The sequence below is a fragment of the Paraflavitalea pollutisoli genome (genome assembly GCF_029360705.1).
Lineage (GTDB): Bacteria > Bacteroidota > Bacteroidia > Chitinophagales > Chitinophagaceae > Paraflavitalea > Paraflavitalea pollutisoli.
Genome location: NZ_JARKMX010000008.1, coordinates 1,903,492 through 1,922,413 on the forward strand (window position 1 = coordinate 1,903,492; position 18,922 = coordinate 1,922,413).

27 protein-coding genes are annotated in these 18,922 nt (G+C 50.3%); all 27 read right to left on the reverse strand.

What is annotated here, in order from left to right:
• Positions 1-3 precede the first annotated feature (3 nt).
• The 27 genes from P2W70_RS21370 to P2W70_RS21500 all read right to left on the reverse strand — a co-directional run bounded on the left by P2W70_RS21370 (position 4) and on the right by P2W70_RS21500 (position 18,921).
• Positions 4-858 (reverse strand): phage minor head protein, encoded by an 855-nt coding sequence (locus P2W70_RS21370; protein ID WP_276483564.1) that lies wholly within the window; start codon positions 856-858, stop codon positions 4-6.
• 1 nt (position 859) lies between these two features.
• Positions 860-1,069, reverse strand: coding sequence for an Acb2/Tad1 domain-containing protein (locus P2W70_RS21375; protein WP_276483565.1), 210 nt, complete (start codon positions 1,067-1,069; stop codon positions 860-862).
• Positions 1,070-1,214: 145 nt separating this feature from the next.
• The gene (locus P2W70_RS21380; protein WP_276483566.1) at positions 1,215-1,394 is read right to left on the reverse strand and encodes a Com family DNA-binding transcriptional regulator; all 180 of its coding nucleotides are present in this window, start codon (positions 1,392-1,394) and stop codon (positions 1,215-1,217) included.
• A gap of 180 nt (positions 1,395-1,574) precedes the next feature.
• Positions 1,575-3,029 carry a phage portal protein gene (locus P2W70_RS21385; RefSeq protein ID WP_276483567.1) on the reverse strand — a complete coding sequence of 485 codons (1,455 nt, stop codon included), beginning with the start codon at positions 3,027-3,029 and terminating at the stop codon, positions 1,575-1,577.
• Positions 3,030-3,032: 3 nt separating this feature from the next.
• Positions 3,033-4,229, reverse strand: coding sequence for a PBSX family phage terminase large subunit (locus P2W70_RS21390; RefSeq protein WP_276483568.1), 1,197 nt, complete (start codon positions 4,227-4,229; stop codon positions 3,033-3,035).
• Positions 4,219-4,716 carry a hypothetical protein gene (locus P2W70_RS21395; RefSeq protein ID WP_276483569.1) on the reverse strand — a complete coding sequence of 166 codons (498 nt, stop codon included), beginning with the start codon at positions 4,714-4,716 and terminating at the stop codon, positions 4,219-4,221. The genes P2W70_RS21390 and P2W70_RS21395 overlap by 11 nt, the downstream gene beginning before the upstream one ends.
• Before the next feature lie 487 nt (positions 4,717-5,203).
• Positions 5,204-5,491, reverse strand: coding sequence for a helix-turn-helix domain-containing protein (locus tag P2W70_RS21400; RefSeq protein ID WP_276483570.1), 288 nt, complete (start codon positions 5,489-5,491; stop codon positions 5,204-5,206).
• A gap of 255 nt (positions 5,492-5,746) precedes the next feature.
• Positions 5,747-6,460: a hypothetical protein gene (locus tag P2W70_RS21405; protein ID WP_276483571.1), complete on the reverse strand. Its 714-nt coding sequence runs from the start codon at positions 6,458-6,460 to the stop codon at positions 5,747-5,749.
• Positions 6,457-6,780 carry a hypothetical protein gene (locus tag P2W70_RS21410; protein ID WP_276483572.1) on the reverse strand — a complete coding sequence of 108 codons (324 nt, stop codon included), beginning with the start codon at positions 6,778-6,780 and terminating at the stop codon, positions 6,457-6,459. The genes P2W70_RS21405 and P2W70_RS21410 overlap by 4 nt, the downstream gene beginning before the upstream one ends.
• 2 nt (positions 6,781-6,782) lie before the next feature.
• Positions 6,783-7,439 carry a class I SAM-dependent methyltransferase gene (locus tag P2W70_RS21415; RefSeq protein ID WP_276483573.1) on the reverse strand — a complete coding sequence of 219 codons (657 nt, stop codon included), beginning with the start codon at positions 7,437-7,439 and terminating at the stop codon, positions 6,783-6,785.
• Positions 7,436-8,164: a hypothetical protein gene (locus P2W70_RS21420; protein WP_276483574.1), complete on the reverse strand. Its 729-nt coding sequence runs from the start codon at positions 8,162-8,164 to the stop codon at positions 7,436-7,438. The genes P2W70_RS21415 and P2W70_RS21420 overlap by 4 nt, the downstream gene beginning before the upstream one ends.
• Positions 8,165-8,166: 2 nt before the next feature.
• Positions 8,167-9,054, reverse strand: coding sequence for a hypothetical protein (locus tag P2W70_RS21425; RefSeq protein ID WP_276483575.1), 888 nt, complete (start codon positions 9,052-9,054; stop codon positions 8,167-8,169).
• Positions 9,055-9,167: 113 nt separating this feature from the next.
• Positions 9,168-10,109 carry a hypothetical protein gene (locus P2W70_RS21430; protein ID WP_276483576.1) on the reverse strand — a complete coding sequence of 314 codons (942 nt, stop codon included), beginning with the start codon at positions 10,107-10,109 and terminating at the stop codon, positions 9,168-9,170.
• A gap of 91 nt (positions 10,110-10,200) precedes the next feature.
• Positions 10,201-11,862, reverse strand: coding sequence for a DEAD/DEAH box helicase (locus P2W70_RS21435; protein WP_276483577.1), 1,662 nt, complete (start codon positions 11,860-11,862; stop codon positions 10,201-10,203).
• Positions 11,853-12,236 carry a hypothetical protein gene (locus P2W70_RS21440; RefSeq protein ID WP_276483578.1) on the reverse strand — a complete coding sequence of 128 codons (384 nt, stop codon included), beginning with the start codon at positions 12,234-12,236 and terminating at the stop codon, positions 11,853-11,855. The genes P2W70_RS21435 and P2W70_RS21440 overlap by 10 nt, the downstream gene beginning before the upstream one ends.
• Positions 12,237-12,242: 6 nt before the next feature.
• Positions 12,243-12,719, reverse strand: coding sequence for a hypothetical protein (locus tag P2W70_RS21445; RefSeq protein WP_276483579.1), 477 nt, complete (start codon positions 12,717-12,719; stop codon positions 12,243-12,245).
• Positions 12,703-12,933 carry a hypothetical protein gene (locus tag P2W70_RS21450; RefSeq protein WP_276483580.1) on the reverse strand — a complete coding sequence of 77 codons (231 nt, stop codon included), beginning with the start codon at positions 12,931-12,933 and terminating at the stop codon, positions 12,703-12,705. The genes P2W70_RS21445 and P2W70_RS21450 overlap by 17 nt, the downstream gene beginning before the upstream one ends.
• 17 nt (positions 12,934-12,950) lie before the next feature.
• A complete protein-coding gene (locus P2W70_RS21455) occupies positions 12,951-13,226 on the reverse strand; it encodes a hypothetical protein (protein WP_276483581.1) in 276 nt (91 codons plus the stop codon).
• Positions 13,227-13,681: 455 nt separating this feature from the next.
• Positions 13,682-14,452: a hypothetical protein gene (locus tag P2W70_RS21460; RefSeq protein WP_276483582.1), complete on the reverse strand. Its 771-nt coding sequence runs from the start codon at positions 14,450-14,452 to the stop codon at positions 13,682-13,684.
• On the reverse strand, positions 14,449-14,937 hold the full coding sequence (locus P2W70_RS21465; RefSeq protein ID WP_276483583.1) for a DUF1643 domain-containing protein: 489 nt from the start codon (positions 14,935-14,937) through the stop codon (positions 14,449-14,451). The genes P2W70_RS21460 and P2W70_RS21465 overlap by 4 nt, the downstream gene beginning before the upstream one ends.
• Positions 14,924-15,403 (reverse strand): YopX family protein, encoded by a 480-nt coding sequence (locus P2W70_RS34475; protein ID WP_420832397.1) that lies wholly within the window; start codon positions 15,401-15,403, stop codon positions 14,924-14,926. Before P2W70_RS34475 ends, P2W70_RS21465 begins: the two co-directional genes overlap by 14 nt.
• A 256-nt stretch (positions 15,404-15,659) precedes the next feature.
• Complete coding sequence (locus P2W70_RS21475) at positions 15,660-16,073, reverse strand: hypothetical protein (RefSeq protein ID WP_276483585.1); 414 nt, start codon at positions 16,071-16,073, stop codon at positions 15,660-15,662.
• 13 nt (positions 16,074-16,086) lie between these two features.
• Positions 16,087-16,338: a hypothetical protein gene (locus tag P2W70_RS21480; RefSeq protein ID WP_276483586.1), complete on the reverse strand. Its 252-nt coding sequence runs from the start codon at positions 16,336-16,338 to the stop codon at positions 16,087-16,089.
• The gene (locus tag P2W70_RS21485) at positions 16,304-17,332 is read right to left on the reverse strand and encodes an RNA-directed DNA polymerase (RefSeq protein WP_276483587.1); all 1,029 of its coding nucleotides are present in this window, start codon (positions 17,330-17,332) and stop codon (positions 16,304-16,306) included. The genes P2W70_RS21480 and P2W70_RS21485 overlap by 35 nt, the downstream gene beginning before the upstream one ends.
• 214 nt (positions 17,333-17,546) lie before the next feature.
• Complete coding sequence (locus P2W70_RS21490; RefSeq protein ID WP_276483588.1) at positions 17,547-17,990, reverse strand: hypothetical protein; 444 nt, start codon at positions 17,988-17,990, stop codon at positions 17,547-17,549.
• 14 nt (positions 17,991-18,004) lie between these two features.
• Entirely contained in the window at positions 18,005-18,475 is a 471-nt protein-coding gene (locus tag P2W70_RS21495; protein ID WP_276483589.1) for a hypothetical protein, read from the reverse strand.
• A 20-nt stretch (positions 18,476-18,495) separates the two neighbouring features.
• Positions 18,496-18,921 carry an HNH endonuclease gene (locus P2W70_RS21500; protein WP_276483590.1) on the reverse strand — a complete coding sequence of 142 codons (426 nt, stop codon included), beginning with the start codon at positions 18,919-18,921 and terminating at the stop codon, positions 18,496-18,498.
• Between the last annotated feature and the right edge of the window lies 1 nt (position 18,922).

The window sequence follows — 18,922 nt, forward strand, 5'->3', positions numbered from 1 at the left end:
CATTTAACTTGTTAATTCAGCCAGTATACTTTGAAACTCTGCCCTTAGCCTTCCTCTCAACTTCGGCAGCGGCTTTGGTTCGTTCTTCAGGATCAGCCTACCTTTTTCATCCCGCTGTGCGTTAATCAGTACCAGGCACCTGCAGTTAACCGTATTCTTAGCGCTGCCGGCCGGATCACCCGGAAACTGTAATTGTTCCCCACCTACTGAGAAGGTGCCGTCAAGGTTCACCTGCTGTCCGTCAGCTGTCAAATGCGGGTGACGAGTACGGTTGTCGTGTAAAGAGTTCCATTCCTTCAGGGTCTTGTACTCGAACTTTTCCTCGGACAGGGTATTCCCATAATTGATTGCCCTACCGATCTCAGTCCGGAGTATTCGCCTTACCCGACCGTTCAGGTAATCCTCCCGCTCGATGTGCTGCACCATTTCCTCAATCGTCCAGCCCTCCTTAACACCTCTGCTGACTGTATCCAGGATATAAGCCTGGGTGGTCTCACTGATAGGAAGCACAACCTTATTGTACAGGTTCAGGTTGAAGTACTCAAGTATCTGCTCGGTCCATTCTGCGTTGAATCCGAACGTTCGATACTTTGACTGTCGCTTCGGTAGTTTTCGCAGGTAACCAAGCGTCTCATTAGCACTGGCCAGGCCTGTGCGTACATAGATCTGCTCAACTACCTTTGCCAGGTCTGCGTCTATGCGGACAACAGACCGGACAGCTTCCGTCCCCTGCGATCTCAATACTTTTGTGAAAGAGCTTATTTGGGCCTTCATGACCCTTTTCAGTGGAGCATAAAAGAATTCCTCGTACCGCTTGCGGATCTGGTTGTATCTCCTTATGCGCTGCGTTCTGGTCATATTATGCTGTGGCAGCCTTTACTGCCCACATTGCCGCTTCCTCAAATGCAGTCTGTGCCAACGATGCAAGGCGAGCATCTTTTGTTTTCAGGGTTTCAACCAGGTTGATCAGTTCGGCCGATTTCTGCTTAATCTGATCTACTACTGTATCCTGTGAAGGATTGAATGCTGTTCTTACCCTGAGTTCGCCAACTGTTTTTGTGTCTGACATGGTTTTGTGTTGAAAAATGAAAAAGGGTCAACAACCCATTTCTGAGTTATTGACCCTCTGATAATTTACCGGGGTTCTACTTTTGGTAGACCAATATTGTTAAATCCCAGTCTTACGCTTCAGGCGGTGCCTTGGCTGCTGGGCCTTAATGTGCTTTCTTTTCAAGCTGCAGCCGCTCTGCAAATGGCTTGGTTTTATCGGGTGATACAGTTATCTGCGACAGATCATTGAGCGCCCCGCACCTTTGGCACTTGATCTCAACCAATGCTGGCAACTGAGCCTTGGCGATCGTCTTTCCACATCCTGTGCATTTTACTGGCTTCATAACCCTTTTGCCTTTTTATCATACTCGTCAATTGTGGCGAGCAACTTCTTTTTCAGTATCATCCTCAACCCATTCTTATAGTTTCGCTCTAAATTGCAGTCGGCCCTATTTCTAACTGGGTGGGGATTCTGTACCGTGTATATAGGAATGGTCCGTTTGACCAGTTCTTCTATCATTTGTTCAGCGGTAGTCATTCAGCCCGCTTTTGTTCAGCTCTTCGTTGATATCGTTGGCCTCTTCGTCGCTTATAGTGCCGGTCAGATCAGCCAATGGCACCCTGTTATTGGGGACCAGAATAAGATCCTTTGGCAGTTCATCCGGAATATCCAGATTCATGAGCTCAAGCTTGTACACCTCGGGGACAGGAAGGTCTTTCACCCATCCCCATTTCTCGGCCTGGTTCTCCTGCAGCTCAGGGTAAACGTCAAGATCGAAGTCCACACAGTATCCCTTCAGTCCTCCCCAGTCACCCTCTATCTTCCGGTTAAAGTTGTCCCTGAACCGGGTCATGCGGGGAATGGCTGCACGAGTGGTAAGTGCTTTCTCTGCCTCCTTGGCGTTGTTGAAGCTCTTGTTCTCAGGATCATTGCCCAACTGCGAAGGAAGGCCCCACAAGTTGAATATGCCGCGCAAATCGGTCGCTTCAATGCTAGTCAGGTCCATATCTTTAAGCGCGAGTCCAACAGACACATAACCCATCTTGTAGCCCGAGAAAGCAACCTTGCCATACTGATCGGCGCCACTGTGCTCCTTAGCCCATGCGCGCTTCATAAGGTTGGCCTGTGCTTCTCGTCCTGTGGGTGGCACGACTGGATCATCCACATACGCAATACCAGGAGCGCCGTTATTGTCCAACTGAGTAGCACCGGCTTTCTTAGCACTGTTGTTCCTGGTGATCGTACGATTGCCAGGCTTCAGGGCAGACATGCCATACAGGCCTTCACCAGCAACGCCGTATTCAGGGTTAAAGTCCTTCAAGTGCATCACCTGCTCCTTTGTGAATTTCTCCAACGATCCGTTCGTCATTTGATAGCCCGTGATACGCTGCGGCCATGCCCTGGTAGCAACGATGTTGATGTACTGGGCGGGTAGATTGAACAACTCCTGCGGTAAACCCTTATTGGCCCCTGCGTCCAGCAGATTGGCCCATAAGTACTCGTTACCTGTGATCATTTGGTAACCGACTCCGTCAGCCACCAGGTCACTAAAGGATGTCCGGTCGTTCGCCCACTTCAGCAACTCGGCTATCTTGGCTGTCCGGCTGTCGTACTTCGTGATAGGCTCCAAAGCCTTCTTGCGAAGCCTACGAGCCTCAGCCCAATCTACAGCGTCATGCTTGTTATTGATGATAGCGTGATACCGCTTCAAAGAACTCTCGTCTACTATCTTGTACAAGGACCATGGAGCAACCCGTACTTTGTCCATGACCAGGTTTACCGCGGCAAATACGATGTCATTCACACTGTACCCATCCTTCACATATGCCGCGAGGTTATCGCTGATCCAAGTGATCGTTCCGTTGACCTCCACAAACCGGCCTACACCTTCGGGCATCATGGCCGTAGCAGGATTGGCAGGCGCAATGTCCTTTAATCCCAATATATTCTCTGCTATCCATTTCTGCGCCTTGTTCATACGTTATAAAGTCCCACCTACGGGAACAAACTGAAAACCGGTCAAATGTGTAAAGGTCCCATATCTACCGGCGTCCATTGCGTGATCGTTAAACTTAACTGGCTCATCTAAAACCCGACCATCCTTATCCACTTTCCACTTATATGATCTGGCTTCCTTCAGGAGGTTGATGCTTCGTTTCGTAATGTAGAGTGGCATACTCTTTACTTTCCTTATTCCCTCTGTGACATCCTTGTCCGCCGGCATCGCATTGTAGCCCGCCCTAACCAATTCTTCGATGGTTTTAGGCTCTGCTGCATCGCAGTAGATCGGCCGACCCATTTTAACCTTTAGTGCCTTATATCGCTCAATCAGATCGGTTGTAGTCAGCTTAGGTTCGTATAAAACCTCATCCCAATACAGACCGCCTTCATAGAACTCGATATCGATCAAGGCAGAAGGAACGTTATAACCGAAATCCTGCCCCATCACCTGTTCGCCCCTTTCCGGCATCTCATCGATAACCTTGAAATGGGTGTAGATTGTCTCCGAACTAGTTCCCCGCTGGCCGAGTCCGAATACCTTCCAAAGGTTCTCGTCGGCGTCCTTCAGGGCTTCAATTTCAGCGATCTGCTCCTTGCTTAGGTTTGCCAGGTTGTTTTTATAGGTGCTTATGATAAGCTTGTTACCAGTCTTATCGGCCACTTCATAAACCCAACTGTATTCATCAGCCGGGTTGAAGTCCATAAAAATCATTTCCCTGGTCCGTAGGGCAAGCTGAATGTAGGTTTCCCGGTTCAACAAGTTCGCCTCGTTGATGTACAGGATATCCCTACCTGGTCCTCTTACCTTCTGGCTGTCATCTGCTCCAAAGAACTCTATATAGCTGCCCGTTGCCGGGAAAGTATAAATCTGATCAGTACGGTTGAAGTTGTCCTCCATGAACAACATCTGCGTTTCCAGGTTGCTCAGCACGTCCTTCCGTGCACCTTTCTTCAAGTGAGGCAGGGATGGGCTTACTACACTTATCTCCTTCCTGCCATAATGCTGCCCCGTTACTTGGTTGATACCGCCGCTGGCGATATCGATCATCAACTGAGACAGGGAAAAGGTCTTGCTCGACCTCGTGCTACCCTGGTTGGCAATTACCCGGTATATCCCTTTGTCGTAGGCCTTCTTGTTGGCCCAATAGACTGGGGTGGTATTTGTCTCAATCATCATCAGGAAGCGGTTCGTTTCCTGCCTGCGCCTTGTAAAGAACTGTGACGCCTTCAGGCGTTCTGATATCAACCTCTTGCTTATCCCTCCACTTCTTCGGCTGCCTGTTCTTCAACCAGAAGATGGCAGCAGTGGTGTCCGGCGGATAGTGCTCCGTGTATGGAACAAGCAGGGGTGCCGATTCCTTCTCCCCTTCCTCGTTAAGCTTTTCGCCACCAGTTGGAAAGATCTTCACCGCCTTATGGCTGTAGCCTTTTGCCCGTTGGTATAAGCTGTCCGCGATGTTCGCGTCGGCCAAAGTCTTTCCCTTTTTTATGGACTCGGAAAACTTAGGATGGACTTTTTTCCATTCGTAAATAGTATCCTCGCAGACCTCGAAAAAATCAGCCAGTTCGGCATCTGTAGCTCCTAACTTGCATAGTTTCTCGGCCTGGGCATTGTACGCTGTCTTATACTTGGTTGGCCTGCCTTCCATAAACAAAAATCCCATAAGGTAAAGCGTCCAACAAACACTGCTCGAATGACGCTCCCTTATGGGATATAAAATTCTGGTAAATACTTGAATCAATCTATTGCATAGATGTGCAATAGATTATTTTACGTTGTATAACGCATAATCAGTCGCTGAGATTTCCGTGATATACAATATCGATACATTAGGTCCGCCTGTCAAGCGTTTGCCCAAATCCATTCGTGATGGATATCTATCCCATTGGATAGATGCATCGTAGAACGTACCATTACTAACCCAAGACACAATAAAAAATCTTGGCTGGAAAACAGTATCAGCCTTAAGGACGATAGGCAATGGTGCAGTCACAGACTTAACCTTACTGTATAGCAAATGTCCAATCAGCCCGGAAACAAGAACTAAGACTGTGACGAATACATGTCTGGAAATCATAAAGGCTTCGTTTAGTTGTAGTTTCTAATGTGTTTATATAGTTCGGCTCCAGGCCTACGGCGCCGGAACAGACTCATCCCAATAATCCGCTGTAGTTGACTTGCCCGGTGGGGCCATCGTCGGCGCGCGGCTGCAATGCGGCTGGCTTTTCCCCTGGTCCGATAGATGAAGCTGATGGGCTCTTTGTACATAGTTTGACGAGCAACTGTGCCAGGCTTACACAGTTGTGCACTTTTTTGAGTTGACTGATCCGGTGGCAGATCGTCCTGTATGGAATTTTCAGCTGGGCAGTGATCTCCTTATAGGTCTTCCCCTCGCTCAACAAATTCAGTATCTCGCTATTGGATTGTTGGATGGTCATATCGGTATGGGTTTGTATCAACGATTTCTGTACCTTTCCCGCCACCATGAATAGCGTTCAGGGTTGCAAAACGGAAACTCAGGCACAGTAATAGTAAGGTCAATCTTTGGTATCTTGATCACCTTAACCTGCCCTTTGACGTTTGGCATCGGACCGTCGGGGTATACGTAAACATCCTGATCGCCAACCATCACTAAGGTATCTGGCGGCAGGGCAGCACATTCCCTGATTGTGATCCCTGCTATGGTTAATGGCTCATTTTTCATAGACAGATTTCGTTGTGTACAGCACATTCAGAATGTACCGCATGCCATCGCCGACTGCCTGGTCACCGGTGGAGAACCAGGAACGCCGGGCCAATAACTGCCCGATGGTCTTGTCGGGCAAATCCTCCCTAAACTTCATATCGCCAGCCGCTTTACCCAGTATACTCTTGTGATAGCAGTAGGCTGTCTTGATGCAGTACCCCCACTTTTTACCCCATTCCATGGCTTCCATGATCTTAAGGAAGGACTTCTTGTTGTATACGATCGGGCAATGGCAGTCGTAGTACATGTAGTTGCCCCTGATATGCTCGAAGGTGTTATTCACCGTGTTGACGTAGATATCCGCCCTTGCTCGCTGCTGGTTGAGTGTGCCGGCGTGGAAGAAGGGGAACGTCCCGGCTGTAAAATCCTCCAGGAGGAAATGGTCGTCATTCATAAACAGGAAATCAGCTGATACATCTTCCAGGTAGCACCCCAGCCGGATCTTCTCGTAAATCGCCCGCTCCTTTTGGTAGGTCTTGTCGAACTCCCGATCAATATCGGGGGTTGGTATTACTGTCACGTTCTGCAGCCAGGCGGGAGCCTTCCCGAGCAGGAATATCTCGCCGTATCCCTTAAGGTGCTTTTGGATCGATCGCAGGGCGAAGCGCAACTCCGTGTCACCGTATCGGGAAGCCTTGTATGGTATCACGATCGAGGTCATTCGGCAATTAGGATTTTGAATGGTGCCGTATATTGCAAAGCCTCTTTCATATCCTTTTCAATGGTCCACCCTAAAACGTCCGGTGATGGCTGATCAGGACACAGACACAGGTATTTAACCTGGCATCCCATAATAACAACTCCACCTATGTCATAAAACCAGTTTGCGTGCGCCCGATTAGGGATAAATCCTAATGCCTTACCGGCCTCATGTACCCCATTTAGGGTGCCCCAGACCGCCCTGTGGTCTTTACCGTCTGGACCTACGAACCATTCACTGGTGGTGATCAGAACTTTCTTCCCAACATACTTATCAATCATAATTATTTACGTTTAAATGACATAGAAAGAATATTCCATTCCGGATCGCGCTTCCTGACAATATCCTCGTGATTGCTGAGCGCAATGCGCTTCCAGCCGAGCCGGCCCATGGTAACCTCAAGAGTTGCCCCCGAGAAGTGCCAGACGTGCTCGTTGGGCTTGCGGTGGAAATACTCGTTAGCAAACCATTCTTTACCCCGTAGATGGTAGTGGCAGTAAGGGAGACTGACTACCAAAGTCTCGCAGGGAAGATCCTCAACAAAGGAAATATCTTCGAAATGCTCCAGGCAGTCGTGAAAGGTGATCACATCGCAGGAATGGTACGTATTAAGCCTGTGGCAGCCTTCGGGTACCGGTACATCAGTGATATCCAGCCCGGCCACAAAAGGTATAAGCGGCTGCACATACCTCATAAAGGCTCCGTTGCCATAGCCGACATCGGTCAGGCTTCTGATACGCTTTCCGTGCGCGGTTGTCGCAAATACATATCGCAGGCCCTGCAATTGGTTGGAAAGTGCGACTCGCTCAGGTGAATCATAGATAGCTGAATAAGCGGCATCGTAGATGAAAGGCTGCGGGTTGGTCTGCTTTATGGCTCCGGTTTCCATCACCGCGTATTCCGCACCATCATCGGTCTTGAATGTTTCGATAACTCTCATCTAAGGATATTTTCGTATGGAACGTTGTTTAAAATGCAGTTTGTTTTAAATGGCTTGGGGAACAGATAGTAGGGTGTACCAGTTGCCTGGGCCAGGGTAAGAACAAGAGATTGGTTACAATAGACAGCTTTGGCCTGATTAACCCAAATAGCTACTTCTAAGGCATCGTTGGTGACTACATAATCCACATCGCTTTTAACGATCTCCCTGAACTGAATAACCTCATCAGTCGTGCCAATGAAATACTTATTGCCTTCAATGCTATCCCATAGGTTTTTCCAATCAAATGGCCTTGATGGCATCCTGTCGTTGATAATGTGCCGACCAGTATAGTTGAAAATTGTATATTCTGGTCCACGTTCAACATGGTGCCGTTCGATGGATAACCATGGATCTTTCCAGTTCGGTATTTTAATGCCGAACGCGTCCATGTACCGCTTAACGATGTGGATTACACCCTTGGCTGGCTGATCTCTGGCCATGTCAAGGTCGTAATCGATGTGAATACCTGGTGCCAGTTCTTTGTACGCCAGCCCAGAAGGGTATTCCCTGACTTCCTTAATATATGGCTGCAACTCCAGCAGACGCTTCATATTGCTATACATGTTGGTCACGCCATCTGGGGTCCTTTCGGGGATATACAGTATACCGCCGCCGAGTTCCCGGATTGTTGGCAGGGCGTATATGAGATCCCCAAGTTTGCCGCCGTGTCTGAATGTCTTCATAACTACAGCAGCTTCTTGAAGAGTTGGTAATCATTCTTGATCCAGTCGAAAATACGCGCTGGATCACAGAACAGACACTCCTTAATGTTTCCTGCTTTAATTCGCTCAGGGTCGGCCCAGGTGTTTATTAATCCGGCTACCTTATGTCCGTAGAACATAACTCCATCCTTGCCCAGCATTTCATTGATAATGGATAGGCCGGAAGGGAAGCCAACGAAGTATTTGAGGCGCTTAAGGATTTCAACAACCATGGACAGTGGTTCGCCGATCGTGTTGGTGAAAGGGATGTCGGATGCCTTCAGTTGGGCCATCAAGAGTTCGGCAAGGTCTTCATCGTACTTGGCACCGATGATCACAAAATCAACATCTTGGTCTTGCGAGTACAGCAGCTTGCAGAACTGGAGCCATTCGTCCGGGCCCCATCCATTGTAGTGCTGATGCCTGGCATTGGAGTATGCGCTGGTGTAGATCCCGATGTAGTGTTTTTTCTGACTGAGTAGGGACGCTACAGCCATTTTATCTTCCTCCGAAGTAGCAAAGTCAAGGGTGTAGGAGGTGGGAAGGTCAGGGAGGAAACCCTCGATTCTTTTGCCTGATTCCAGCCAGGAGTTAGCCGATAGGAAGAATTCTTTTTCGTTAATCTTCTTCCACTCGTTCTTTTTGTTCTGGATATTGCCGTCGCTCAGCTTCTTATACCCAAGTTTGGGGACATACTCAAACGATGATACAAGGTTGGGAAGCAATTCACACACCTGGTGACCGCGTTGTGGTTGACCATCAGGCATGCGTATGTTGAACTTTTCGCCTGCGTTCTGAAGTTTGGACCAAAGCCATAATTGATCACCGATCCCGGCGGGGATGGTTATTGTTCTGAGAGAATTCTTTGACATGAACCTATTGTTTAAATAGGCCCAAGTAGTTCGGAGGACATAAAAGTAATGAATTGGCAAATACAAAGATTCGCCAATTCAATAATGTGCATAACTGCGCTCCACGTGGAACCTTATTTCACGGGCGTTTCACGGGCTTCTATTTCAGAATTGGGTATTGGCGGACGGCTGCCCCAAGATATTAGGAGTTCCTGCTTTCCGTTATACTTTTTCCGGTTGGCATCTATCTCCCACACCCGCCTGAAATCGAACTCAACATTATCCAGAAGGATAGTAAACCAGCCTTGGCCGGGTGTGTCGATGTGGTGTGACCTGGTGCGCAGTCCTGCTTCGTTTAACGCCTTCAGGAGCGGTATGGCCATCTTGTTGGCAACGAACTGGCCGTCGCCAAAATCGACGACCTCGTGCTCCGGCGTAAGCTCGTGGTGATGGTTGCAGTATTTGTACTCATCGGACGCAGCGGGCACATCCAACTGTTCGGAATTTCCGGACAGTTGTACAGGATCGACATCTGCACCTTTGGCTTGTTCAACGGCTTTGAAGGCCGAAAGGGCGTTCTGTGCCTGGTCTATGGCATTTGCAGGAATATTAAAGGCGTCTGATTGCAGGTATTCCTTCCCTTCCTGCAATCGCATGTTGTCCCACATCCAATTCATGCAATCAAGCGCTTCTTGAAGCGATGCAGCCATAGGTCTTGCGAGATCTAATGCTTGGCCAACATTCTTTCCGGCACGCACTTGATCAACTATATCGACCAAGCTGGCTTGCTTAGCGGCGTTCGAACCATTAAGCAATACATCCAGTTCGCGCACTAACCTGTTATGCTCCTTGATAACTTGTTCGTAATCCTTCAGGGTTACTACCCCGTCAAGGTCGGCGTAGCCCTCAAAGTCATCCAGGTGATACCAAGTGTTTTTGCCGCTGTCGTTTGTGATCAGCACCATCTCATAACCATATCTTTCCTTTCGATCAAGAACGTCGTACGGTTTGCCGGAAGTAAGGGCCGGTGCAGGGCCAGACCTGCTTTTTCTTCTGAAAATTACCTGTTGTAACATTGATGTCGTTTTAGTGTGTTGGTTTGCTGATATCAATAGCCCAGCACGAATATTAGTCGAGCCATCGCCCCGATTGTTACAGGCTGCTGGGTTACTTTTTCTTGTTCAGGAATGATTCTGCGAGGGCCTTGATTCGGCTCTCGTCACTGTGTTGGTCGGGTACGGCGGTAAGCGGGTCCATGATCCCGTGTGCCTGGGATGACTTCAGCCCGAGCAGGCCGATGATGAATGGATCAGAGCCGAAGTCGCACACTGGGTAATACACGTTGACCTGGTTGCGGCTGCCATCGCGATCAACCCGAGCAATCACCTGATCGTGAACCTTTGGGGACCAATCGAGCTCACCAATGACCACGTCGTTGCAAACGTGCTGCAGCCCATCGAGGCCGATGCCTGAGCGCAGGGAGATGATGAACAACTTCGTCTTGCCGCTTATGAATGCCTCTTTTGCCGCACGCTTTTGTGCGTCTGATTCGCTTCCTGTATAAAATACCGGGTCGTGATCCCATAGCTCGGTCTCCCATATACCGTAAACATCCCGGTGCCACCCGGCAAGCAAAACAGGTTTTCCGGATTCCAGTAGGATGCGGACGAAGGCGGCCACCTCGCGGGCTTTTGCTACACCGGTTGAATGCCGGACGAAGGCGTCGAGTTCCCGCGCAGCCTGGCCACGCTCCGTAAACGATCCGCCAACCACCTTGATGGCAAGTTTCCGGGCGATCTCTTCAGAGCGCTTGACTTCCTCTGAATCGTAGCCGACCGTGTACACAACCTTGTTGAGCGGGGGCAACTCTCGGCCTACGTCTGCCCGGGTACGGCGAAGGAACAGGTAGTTGTCGCGCAGGTACGCTCCCAAGGCATCCGGATCTCTTACCTTTTGATGCTGGCCGTGTGGCGTAGTCCACTCCCGGTAGAAGTCGTGCCGGTTTCCCAGGCACCCGGGTTTGATCAGGTCAAGTATGTTGAAGATCTCGTCGCCGAAGTTGTAGATCGGGGTGCCCGACATGCCCAGGCAGAAGTCGACACATTCCGACAAGACCTTACCAGCTTTGTACTTCTCGCTTTTCTCGATACGCAGCTCCTGTATCTCGTCGAACACCACCGACTTGAAGAACATGGTCTGAAAGATATCGACCCAACCGGTCAGGCAGGAGTACTTGATGATGTATACGTCGGCCGGCGGAAGGTCATAAGGCTTGGTGCCTTTGATGATCACCGCCTTGAGCGTGGTGTACTTCTCGATCTCGTCCTTCCATTGCTTCGTCAAGTGGGTTTGTACCGTAACTATCGCCGGCAACTTCCTTTTGTCGGTCAGGGTCAGGATCGCCTCGAGCGTTTTGCCCAGGCCCATCTCGTCACCCAGCAGGAACCTCTTTTGCACTGAATCAAACTTGGCTGCTTTCAGTTGGTAGTCCCGGGCATCAAATCCCGGGTTCAACTGGATAGTTGGCGGTCGGTAGTTCGGCATCATGATCTCCTCCATCTCGCGGGCGGTCCGCAGGTGCTCCATGCGCTTGTTGAACAGGTGCTGGCTGTCCCATTGGGTGATCTCCATGGGGTATCGCTCCATGAACCACAACAGGTCATGGCTGGTTTCCTCCTTCGCTGGGAAGATGAACGGCGCCGACTTCCACTTGGCGATACCAGGGAATATGCTCTTCAGCTTTATACAGACGTGCGGCGCCACGTTGGTCATTTCCCAGTGTTTTTTCTCTTCTATATATGCCAGCTTGCCAAATGTCTTTAGAGCCATGATGTGCCAAGTTTGTAGACGTAGCAGTCTTTGTTGTTGATTTGTTCCGGGACGCCCATACTGAGGTTGGTGATCAAGAGCAGCTGCTTTACCTGGTCGAACCCGCAGTACCGCTCGCACTGCCGGTACAGATCGCGCTTGCCGCCCTTGATCTTGACCTCGATACCCAGCGATCCTCCGATCAGGAAGTCAATAATGCTGTGCTCATCCAGAACGTACTCACGATGGATAGATAGAGCCGGCAGGTGATTCAGCAACACCAGGTGTATCTCCTGCTGAAGGGCCTTCTCATCATGCAGAATGAACCGCTTGCCCTTGAGAGCTGCAAGAACGATTTGTACGAGCTCGACATTGAAGGAAGTAGAGGGCTGCATGTTGGTTTACATTGAATAATATATTCTCAAGTACCTTCCGGGTTTCAGCTCTATACATGCATATCCGTCAAACGAATCGCCTTCTGTCCCTGTACTCCACTGATCGATCCATTCCTTTTTTATAGCCCGACCGTATTCACTAACCTGCTGAGGATCGCCTTGTGGCTCCCTAACTATTTCATATTCGCGCCAATAAACGGCTTCGATGTTTTTAAGGTATTCCCGAACGTGGTTGTAAAACGACCTTCCTTTGACTGATTTGATAGCACGAAGCATTCGCTTGTTTTTTCGGTCCACTTCCTGCATATCGAGATGGAAATCGTCCATCCCCTCCTCGTTTTTGACATTGTTCCTGATGAAAGTCTGTATAATGTCATGCTGCGAATGCGGGGGATCGGATGTCGGGCCAAATTCCAGATAGTTGAGGAAGTCTCGTAGAAGCCATCCAATAGCTTCTTCGTTGCCTTTAAACCGTATGCTCATGCCTGACCTCCTTTTCATTTGATTGATGGCCGGGGCAGCCGGTGACGGGGTGGAACCCTATGCAGCCGGCCATGGGCACGTAGACATCTCCGGCCGCCTTTTGTTTCTCCAGCTCGGGCCTTACCGTTTGTGCCGGCTGTTCAGTCAATTCCTCGATATCGGCGTCGCTCGCCTGGAGCAACGCATCGATGCGCATGTGTAGGCAGTGTGTCATGGTTGTTCCTCCTTTGTTTAAAATGGTGGATCGTAGAAGTCAATGGCCCGCTCGAAGGCTTGCAGGTCTTTCATGCTATTTGCTATGAAGTTGAGCATCCCTCCGTCCGGCAGCAGCACCGCAAATGCGTTCTGGTTATACATGTTGTGGATGATCAACTTGATCTCGCTGTCTTCGCTGGCGTTTAAAGGGTTGCGGTTTTCAATAACTTTCTCGGCAACTATCGATTCGTCACCAGTTAACGTCCAGCCGTCGGCCAGCAAAGCCTCTTCGGTAATGTCAATTTTTTTCATTGTGTTGTATAGTTTTACATTTCTGATTTGAAGAACCACTTTTTGCAGACGGGGCACAGGATTTGAGTCTTGCCCTGTGCTGTCATTTTCTCGGCCCAGGCGTGCCACTGCAGGTAACCCAGCTTTTCGGACTTCGGCTTGTGCCGGCACTTCTTCTTTGGCATGGTAATAACTCCTTTGTTAAAAGTATCGTGATGGAATAGGTGGTGGCGGCACCACCGCTGTCTCGACCGTGATTGAGTCGATATACAGCAACATTCGGAGAGTGGCCCGATCACAGCTATCAACCCTCCCTATTGCCTTACCGTCGGACCAATAAACCACATTTATGTGTCCGCCAAGGCGGAATACACTGCCCTCAAATGATTGATTCGGTTTACGTTGCCATCCGATGGCTGCTGATATAAACCCTGAGGCGAAGCATATAAGGCAGCAAAACGCAACGATACCTTTTGTCATGCGCCCACCTCCTTCTCCAGGCCTGCTGGTTTACCGGTCGTTGACAATACGCGGAAGGATACCACCCACACCCAGGGGTTGGCGGTCCAGCTTTTCTTCCCATTGATCATGTACCAGATTTGTTTGAAGCCGTCTTTATAAGTCCGCAACTCTGTATCCTCCCGGAGGAAATCCGAAGCCTCGTACCAGAAGTTGCCGTCAGAGTCCTGGTATACTCGATCTACTCCCTCCGCCTTCGCGTCTTCTTCACTGATATCCTGCAACCGCTCTACCCTGATATCGGTTACTTCAAGCCATATGCGGGCTCGAACCTTAGGCATGTGAATGTTGGGACGCCATGGGATGTAGCGTTCATTCCCTTTCTTATCATACATGGTGAAGCCATCGCCGTCTACCATAGGCAGCGGAATGTGATCGCCATCTGCCGCATAGTCGAATATTTCCTCATCGAGCTGTGTGTACCCAGCTTCATCAACTTTATAATATTTCCTCCAGGTTTCACGCACCCAAAGCATATCACCCTTCCTTCCATAGCGGCAGGGCACAGACTCTCTCCAGTCTGGATCAAGCGAGAAGCCTCCTTTGGGACGGAAGACAGCATTTAGTCCGCCTTTAACGTTCTCCTCGAATCGTTCGAATTCCCACAAGTCTGGATTTTCGTTGATTCGATCCAGCCCGCTGGTACGCCTGGTTTGCGTTTTGGCCTCACGCGGGTATACGGCCTGCACCATAGGGGTGCTGAAGAGTACTGGTATTTGCTTTCTCATGGTTTAAACTTGAATGGAATGTTTGATTTAGGAATATAGAGGGGGTGCCACGGTGATCCGTCCTTTGTTTTCTTCAAGCAGTAGGCATCAGGAAACATGGCGATCACTTTGTCTACGCGGTGCTTGGCCTGTTTAAATGCTCCCCATGCAAAAACCACTCGTTGGCATTTTGCTGCAATGACGGGAAGCCAACGATCGCAATCCCCGACCGGATCAGGGTGCTGAATCAGAACATTAGGATCCGGTGACACCACACCGAACAGGTTTGTCATAGCGACGCCTCCGAATCCCCATGCAGCAGCCAACCCGATAACCCGCGTAATAGTCGGGTCCGGCTTTGTTTCGTTGGCTTTTGAGGGATTGAGTCCAATGAACATTACGAGGCCTTTATCGGGGTTCCAGATGCGCCACAGGGCATACCGGTATTGCCGGCAGTCACTGAACGCGGCGCCAAATCCTTCGAGTTTAACTTCAGTTGGTTCCATTGCTTTTTATTAACTCGGGGTGATCATGTATGTTTCCAAGGACCCGGAGGCTATCGTAGTAGTCGCCCTTCTTCCGTCCAACATCGCTGCCGTGGACACTCCACATCTTTTTGCCTTGCCAGGCTGGAAAAAGGTAGAAGCGCGGAGCAGATTCGCTACTCCAGGTTATTGCGAAGATTGCACGGCTTCCTTCATTCCACGCCTCAACGATATCTCCCTCGTACAACTTTACCTCCATGTCGACTTTGTGCTGAGTAGTGCCGATGTAGCCCTTTACTCCGATGTGCTGGCCGATCGTCTTTCGATCAATCTCGTAAGCACGGCAGGTAAGCTTATGGTCGCTGGTGCCAGGTTCCCAGCTTTCAGCTAAATCGATGTAAGCGAGAATATAATCGTCGTCAATCAACGACCCCGTGACCCATTCGCCCGTGTCTTTTCGCTTTGCGCGGAATTGTGTTGGTTTCATTTGATTTATTGATAATTTCTGCTGACTTCCTTACCGTCTTTATAGTGGATAGCAAGGCTCACAATCTTGTCTGTGAACTTTCGGTTTGTCCAGTATCGCATGGCAGCCCTTGAGTGATACCGTATATACCGACGATCGTAGGTTTCCCTTGACCAGCGGACGACGAAGGGCTTTGTCCTCAACAACTCCTCCTCGCTGTCGAAGTAATGGCACACAAGCATTTCCTGCCTAATGGCTGTTATGGCAACGGCAGCGATCATGCCTCCAATCGTTTATTGACCTCTTCGGCCGTGTACATTCCTATTTCCAGCATCTTGATCAGGAAGTCTGCACGCGCTTCCGCTTCTGTACTGAAAGGACCCATGCGGTTCTCTGCGCCTACCCAGTCCCAATTGGCGTATTGGCTTGTGGCGGTGCCCAACCGTTCGGTATAGAATTCTGAACCGATCATTTGACCCAGCTCGGCAACGGTGAAGGCGGAAACCTCCGCGAAGTAGGGCGTCTGCGGATGCCCACAAGTGGGACAATCACTTTTCCATGACCTGTTGAGGGCCGGTATGTCGTCCCGATCCTTGGCCAGGAACCAAGAGAAAACACTTTCCTGAGTGACGCCCAATTCCTTAAGCCGTATGGCCTGATCCAAGGTGCATACCTGTTGTTCTATTTTCAATGTCGATAAGTTTTTAAGTGAATTGCAGGCTGGAATCGTCCTGCTTTACAATTTTTGTTTCGAACGGAAAGCCATCGGCGGGAACCTTTGCGATCATATCCATCAGCACTTGTGACCCGGTGAATACGATATGGCTGTTGTTGTCAATCTTGATCTGAAGGGTAAGCCTGTTGCCTTTGCCCTCGAATTTGGATGGCTCGATGCGGAAGGACTCGACAACTATCGGCCGGTTAAGTATTCTGTCGATCTTGATTTTGTCGCCCACAAGTGCGCGGGACGTAGCAGTAATGTTGAATTGGTTGAACTGATTCACGTGATAAGGTTTTGATAAGGTTTATGCAGTTTGCGTGTTTGGCCCAGCCATAGTACGCGGCGAGAGACTGCGGGTTGGGGCGTCGCCGCATGGTCCGAGCAAAGCGTTTCTTTATGCTCTTGCGGAGCAGTGTGTGCGTGTGGTAGAATTTGTATCCTACGAAGTCGATCCCTCGGGCAGCCACCGGGAATACTTGGTAGTTGCCTTTTACGGCAAGTCTGAGCTGATCTGCAAGGTAGTCAGTGCACTTCAGTAGCACCAGGTGCAAATCCTGTTTATCTGGTCCCAGGATCACGATATCATCTGCATACCGGAAGTAATACTTCACCTGCAGGTGCTCTTTCACCCAGTGGTCGAAATACGACAGGTAGAAGTTGGCGAAGTACTGGGACAGGTAGTTGCCGATCGGCAGGCCGTCCGCGCTGTCAATGATACCGTCGAGCAGCCACAGCAGATCCTGATCTTTGATCTTCCGACGCAGCAGGTCCTTTAGGGTACGGTGATCCACCGTCGGGTAAAACTTCCGGATGTCGAACTTCAGGCAGTAGGTGGTGCCTGGTTCGTCCCGGAGAGCCCGGCGGACTGCTCGGGCGGCTGCATGGATGCCACGGCCTTTTATGCAGCTGTAGGTGTCAGCGGTAAATACGGAAACAAACATCGGCTCGAGTACGTTCATAATCGCATGATGGACGATCCGATCCGGAAAGTATGGTAGGCGGTACACGTCCCGTTCCTTGGGCTCGTAGACCTTGAAGGTGGTGTACTTCGAGGTCTTGAATGTTCTGCCGAGCAACTGGTCGCGCAAAGCCTCCAGGTTTCCCATCCGGTTCCTGTCGTGCACCTTGATGCCGTACTGGTCCTTTTTCCCTTTCCGGGCGATGTCGTCAGCCAGGATCAGGTTGTCCATGCTGCAGATCTTCCCGTATATGTTGCCGATTCTTTTCATGCCTTTGCTTTTGCGGAGAGCGGTCCCCTGAGGTACTAACACCCCGGAAAAAGTGATTTGTTTTTTGGCGAGGGCCAAGGTCTGTGCTGCAGTAGAACTTGCAAATGTGGAGACTGACGTTCGAATTCGTGTTCCAGTTATCGTAGTCGTTGTACGAGAGGCTGAAGCCTGAACCTGAGCGAGCAGCGAGAACGCAGCACACAACCCATTCGTTTTAGGTCAGCAAGTGATGGTCAACATGCAGCTTAATGAAGTGCTTTCCGAAGAACTCTGCCACGTCCGACGTAGGGAACAAAAGGCGGAGACCGACGTACGAAGACGTGAGCCAGAAAACGCAGCCGGCGTACGAGAGGCCGAAGCCCGAGGGCCTTTTCTGGTCAGCTTCAACCCGGAACCAGGCGCTGTATTTCACTGTCGACGTGTCGTTATAGTTGGGCACCCAGCCGTTTCGCAATGCCTCAGCGATGATGGTCAGCTTGAAATCGGCGATGATACGCTTCCTGTGTCGTGCCGGCAGGTTGCCCACCTTGGGCAGGTTCGTTGGCGACAGTTCGAGCTTTTTACAGGCCTGCTCGAAGGATGTGATCTCAGGGACCACGTTGGGATCAACGCCGTATTTGGCGCACAGCTTGATGAAGGATTTACTTTTCTTTTCCATGATGGATTTATTGACTATTTGATTAAAAGGTTTGCGTATATCTCGGTGAACTTTTTACCGGCGTCTATGGCCAATTCGCGGCTTTTAAAGCAAAGGCGGAGACCGACGTACGAATACGAGTGCCAGCAAGCGTCGTCGCAGAACGAGAGGCCGAAGCCCGAATTGGGTGTGATCTCAAACCAAGGGAAGTACTTAACCTGCTCGGTATCCATTGGGTCAAGTAACGTACCCTCGTTGTACACCTCGGCGATCAGCTTCACCTGGCGGTAGGCGATCTCGTCCGGCGTCTCGCAACCTGCGGAGAGCTGCTCCATGGTTTTACCGGCGATGGCCAAGATGTCGTCGAAAGTCTTCACCCGGTCGGTGATCTTGCCGAAGTCAGCATCGCCGAGCAGTTTCTTGATCAGGACCTTGCCGTCGGCGTTGGCCTCGTTGTAGGTCTGCATCGCAACGGCGCGGTCGACCTGGAATGCTTGTGTGTTCATGAATTGTTGTTGATGTATGATTAAAATAGTTTCAGTATCCCGAGTTTCTTTTCGCGTGTTGTCCGGGCGTTCACCTGGTGCAGTTCCTTGTCGTAGTTCAGGTGGCAGCGCTGGCACAGGGCGGCAAGGTTTTCATCCCGATTATCCGTTGTATCGTGGTTCAGGTGGGCGATCGTCAGGACGATAACAGTCCATCGAGGATCTTCGTCGATTTCGTTCCAGTGGTCCGCCAGCATCCGCGCATGCTTATATCCCTGCAACCCTTGACCTACTGAATCGGCGTACTGATTGCCCGCAGCTCGTTCGTACTCCTTTGCCTCTTTGTCCCACCGGACCGCGGCATGGTTGTTTACCCCGCAGAACTTGCAGCAATGGCCGTCACGCTTCAGAACGCGTTGCCGTATCTCCTTCCAGTCAGCCGGGTATTTTGAGTAGTCGCAGGGCATC